The organism is Mesorhizobium sp. M7A.F.Ca.CA.001.10.2.1 (assembly GCF_003998575.1).
GTDB lineage: Bacteria > Pseudomonadota > Alphaproteobacteria > Rhizobiales > Rhizobiaceae > Mesorhizobium.
Genome location: NZ_RZQY01000664.1, coordinates 1 through 3,340, shown reverse-complemented (window position 1 = coordinate 3,340; position 3,340 = coordinate 1). Strand labels below are relative to the sequence as shown.

Genomic DNA, 3,340 nt, shown 5'->3' with positions numbered 1-3,340 from the left:
CAGCCATCGCATGCTGATAGGTGCGCGACATGGCGTCGAGCGAGGGCGACAGATGCACATAGGCGAACTGCCGAAGCTCCGCTCCGGCACGCCAGTCGGGCAGATCGTCCAGCGCCAGATGGATCATCATCGTGCCCGGTGCGTGGCGGAACTTTTGCATCGCCGAGTCGAAGCCGGCGTCGCCGGAACCATTGGGCAGCAGCTTGCCAGTCAGCGCCTTGGGCGCAACGCCGGCAATGACTGCCCTTGTGGCGGTATGGGTCTCACCGGAAGCAAGCCGCACGCCGGTCGCCCTGCCGGCGGAAACCGTGATCTCGGCCACTCCGGCGCCGGTGACGATCTTGCCTCCAGCAGATGTGACCATGCCCGACAGCGCCTTAATGATGGTGTCGGCGCCGCCTTTGCCCAGCACCATGCCGAAACTCTGGTTGGCCATCGATTCCAGATAGGGGAAGACGGCACCGCCGGCGATGTCGGGCGCGAAGTCGAGATGCATGCCCCAGGTGGCGAGCGTTGCCCTGATATGCGGCGACTCGAAATTCTCCTCCAGCCAGGCGCGGGGCGAGGACAACAGCAGCCGGCCCGTATCGAGCGCCCCGGACATGCCCTTCTTGCGCCACAGGTTCCACGCCGTGCCGGCAAGCGCGCTGGCGCGCATCGGCGATCCCAGCAGCCGGAACAGGTGTTCGGCCTCAGCCGGGAAGGCGGCAACCAGCCTGCGCCATGTCTGGGCGTCGGCGGCGGAGAAGGCGGCGATGCGCGCGGCGGTCTTTTCCAGATCGTTGCTGACGCCGAACCAGCGTCCGTCGGGGAAGGCGCTGGCGAAACAGTCGACGACCGGGGCGAACTCCAGCCCCTGCGCTTTCAATTCATTTGCATATTTCCGGTGGAAGGCCGAGCCGGCGAAGAGGCTCAGATTCATCGCGCCGAAATCGTGGCGGAAGCCGGGAAGGGTGAATTCGCGTGTCTGGACGGCGCCGCCGATTGTTGCACTGCCCTCGAAAATCCCGGTTTTCCAGCCTTTGAGCGCCAAATGCGCGGCGCATGCCAGACTGTTGTGGCCCGCCCCGACAAAGATGGCGTCGAACTCGCTCACGCCTCGTCCCCATTTCCTTTATGCTTAAAGATAATTGCAGATGCATATGTTTTCGTCTAGTAGGATATTAAGGGCCGAGACGAGCCTTGATCATCACACGAAAGAGGGAACTTCAAACCATGGACACCCAAAAACTCCTCGGCGAAGTCGCCGGCCAGCTTCTTTCAGGCGCCATCAAGGTGGTCGACCTGTCGGCGCCACTCGGGCCGGACACGCCGTTGATCAAGCTGCCGCCAGAACTCGCCGTCGACACGCCGAAGGTCGAGATCCACAACATCTCCCGTTACGACAAGAACGGTCCGTGGTGGGCCTGGAACTGGCTGAAGCTCGGCGAGCATTCGGGCACGCATTTCGATGCGCCGCAGCATTGGATCAGCGGCAAGGATTATCCGGACGGCGCCACCGACACCATTCCGGCGCAGAATTTCGTCGGCCCGGTCAATGTCATCGACTGTTCGAAGGAAGCCGCCGCCGACCCCGATTTCCTGCTCACCGTCGACCACATCAAGGCCTGGGAAGCCGAGCATGGCGCGATCAATGCTGGCGAATGGGTGGTGATGCGCACCGACTGGTACAAGCGCAACGGTTCGGAAGCCGAGTTCCTCAACGCCAACGAGACCGGGCCGCACACGCCGGGGCCGACGGCCGAAGCCATCCAGTTCCTGATCAGCAAGGACATCAAGGGCTGGGGCTCGGAGACGATCGGCACGGATGCCGGCAAGGCCGGCGGCATGGAGCCGCCATTCCCGGCGCACACGCTGATGCACAAGGCCAACCGCTACGGTCTTGCCAGCCTCTGCAACCTCGACCAGCTGCCGCCGAAGGGCGCCATCCTGATCGCGGCGCCGCTCAAGATCGAACATGGCACCGGCAGCCCGATCCGCGCGCTGGCGCTGGTTTCGAAGGGCTAAGCGAAAGCGTTTGCCGTGACCCAGCCGGATCACATCATCGTCGGCAGCGGCATCAACGCACTGGTCTGCGCGGCGATGCTCGGGGGCAAAGGGGCGCGTGTGCTCGTCCTGGAGCGCAACGACCGCATCGGCGGCTGCCTGCGCACCGAGGAGATCACCGCGCCCGGCTTCATCCATGACGTGATGGCGACGACCTTCGTGCTGTTCATCACCTCGCCGGCCTTTGCGGCACTGGGCGCCGACCTCGCGCGCCACGGGCTGGAGTTCTGCCACACGGGAACGCCGACCGGCGTGCTGCGGCCGGACGGCAGCCATGCCGTGCTCAGCACCGACCGTGCCGCCAACGTCGTCGCCCTTAATGCGATCGCGGCAGGCGAGGGCGACCGCCACGCGGATGATGTCGGCGGCATCGAGCGCAATGCCGGCCTGCTGTTCGGCCTGCTCGGCGGCAGCCTGTGGTCCTATCCGACAGCGAAGCTGCTGGCCGGTGATGGCTGGCGCCGTGGCCCGCGTGGCCTTGCCGCCTTTCTCGGCGAGGCACTCGTGCCGGCGCGCGGCTGGCTCGAAAGCACCTACCAGTCCGAAACCATCCGTGCGTTGTGGGCACCCTGGGTACTGCATGCTGGATTAGGCCCTGAAGATGCGTTCTCCGGCCAGATCGCCAGGGTTATCGCTTTCGCGCTTGAGGCGGCGGGCGCGCCGATCGTCAAGGGTGGCGCGCAGAACCTGCTGGCGGCCTTCGAGGCTTTGATCCGGGAACGCGGCGGCGACATCCGCACCGGCGCCGACGTCGCTTCGATCGTTCAAAGCAATGGCCGGGCAACCGGCGTGCTGCTGGCCTCGGGTGAGACAATCACGGCCAACAAGAGCGTCATCTGCTCGGTCACCCCGACGCAGCTCTATGGCAGGCTGCTTGGCGCGGATGCTCCCAAAGCCGATGTCGAGGCGACGCGGAAATACCGCTATGGCAAAGGCAATTTCCAGATCCACTACGCCCTGGACAAATCGCCAGCATGGCGGGGCGAAGGCCTGGACAAGGTGGCACTGCTGCATCTGACGCCTGGGCTGGATGACGTCTCGAAAGCCTGCAACGAGGCGGCGCGCGGTATGCTGCCGGAGGTGCCGACCATCTGTGTTGGCCAGCCGCATGCGCTCGACCCGTCGCGCTGCCCGGAAGGCAAGGCGGTCCTCTGGCTGCAACTACCCGAGGCGCCTCGCCACATCAAGGGCGACGCCGCCGGCAAGCTGCAGGCACCAGCGGACGGGCAATGGACCGATGTGCTGCGCGAAGCCTATGCCGATCGCGCTGAAGCGATCCTCGCCAGCCATATCG

3 protein-coding genes are annotated in these 3,340 nt (G+C 65.2%); 2 read left to right on the top strand and 1 reads right to left on the bottom strand.

The annotated features are described in order from the left end of the window. Positions 1–1,096, bottom strand: a 1,096-nt coding sequence (locus EN964_RS29495) for an NAD(P)/FAD-dependent oxidoreductase (RefSeq protein WP_164776072.1), incomplete at its 3' end; no start/stop codon positions are given. 119 nt (positions 1,097–1,215) lie between these two features. Here EN964_RS29495 and EN964_RS29490 point away from each other — a divergent pair. Then, the gene (locus EN964_RS29490) at positions 1,216–2,007 is read left to right on the top strand and encodes a cyclase family protein (protein WP_127271588.1); all 792 of its coding nucleotides are present in this window, start codon (positions 1,216–1,218) and stop codon (positions 2,005–2,007) included. Positions 2,008–2,022: 15 nt separating this feature from the next. Beyond that, on the top strand, positions 2,023–3,340 hold a 1,318-nt coding region (locus EN964_RS29485), incomplete at its 3' end, for an NAD(P)/FAD-dependent oxidoreductase (protein ID WP_164776071.1).

What these genes read in the sequence shown, in the direction of transcription:
- EN964_RS29490 (WP_127271588.1), top strand. Translation starts at nt 1,216, where the DNA reads ATGGACACCCAAAAACTCCTCGGCGAAGTCGCCGGCCAGCTTCTTTCA.